Here is a 1,010-nt window from a genome sequence, read left to right as displayed (position 1 = left end):
ATGCCAAGCAGCTGATCATCAATGGTATTCTGGACGGAAACTGTCACGCAGAGCACATCCAAGTACTCACTAAAGGCCGTGTCAGTGGTAAAATCTGGAGCAACAATCTGAGCATTGAACCGGGCGGTAAGTTCTTCGGTGAAGCAGCAGAATTGCCAGAAAAAGAAGTGGTCAGCCTGAAAGGCAAAGTGCAAGAAAGCGCAACGGCGAAAGACAACAGCGCCAACACTGAAAAGCGACTCGCCCGCAAAAGCGCATAAAAAAGACGGCGATTAAGCCGTCTTTTTTGTTTTACTGTTTGGATCCAATGTCTGGTTTTACATCGGGTTGAGAATCAGCGCAGAACGCTTGGCATTTGGACCAAACGCCGATGCCGCACGTGCTTTCACTTCTTCTAGTGTTACGCTCTTAGCGGCTTTCTCTACATCCAACACAACATCCAATCCGTAGTCGTGCGCGAGGTAGCGGCTGTAAACCCAAGCGCGAGAACCAGGGTTGTCACCCAATCCTTGCATCGCGACAGCAAGCTGCTTGGCCGCAGTGTCGACTTCTTTCTGGGTAATGTTGATCGCGAGATCGTCGAAAACCTTATCCAACAGTTTATCCATCAAACCCACATCTTTTGGATCCACCTGCGATTCAAACAACCAGTCCGAAATCGGCTCACCATCTTGCGTCATCGTATAAATACTAGGGCTGTAATCTAAGCTTGATTCTTCACGGAACGTCTCCAGCACTCGTGCGGCACTGATGCGCTCCAGAATGTCTTCTATCACCGTGTCTTTTGCCGTACGGTTGTACTTATCGGTGTTAGTAAAACGCAGCAGGTAAAACGATGAAGGCTCGTGACCATCAGTGACGACCGAGCGCGCTGGCAGCTCATCATTAAATGACACACGATAATCTACAGCTTTACCCGGCTTCATCTTAATTGATGCCACGTATTTGCGTAGAAGTGGCGTAATTTGCTCAGGCTCAACGTCCGCAACAATCACCATTTTGTAACCGTG

General features: G+C 48.8%; 2 protein-coding genes. One reads left to right on the top strand and one right to left on the bottom strand.

Annotation, left to right across the window (positions count from 1 at the left end):
• On the top strand, positions 1–260 hold a 260-nt coding region (locus tag R7F67_RS25095), incomplete at its 5' end, for a polymer-forming cytoskeletal protein (protein ID WP_318057569.1).
• 57 nt (positions 261–317) lie between these two features.
• On the opposite strand, the gene R7F67_RS25090 is transcribed toward R7F67_RS25095, so the two are convergent.
• On the bottom strand, positions 318–1,010 hold a 693-nt coding region (locus R7F67_RS25090), incomplete at its 5' end, for an insulinase family protein (RefSeq protein WP_318057568.1).

This window comes from Vibrio sp. YT-17, from assembly GCF_033337375.1.
GTDB classification, from domain to species: domain Bacteria; phylum Pseudomonadota; class Gammaproteobacteria; order Enterobacterales; family Vibrionaceae; genus Vibrio; species Vibrio alginolyticus.
This window is presented reverse-complemented; position numbering and strand designations above follow the sequence as displayed.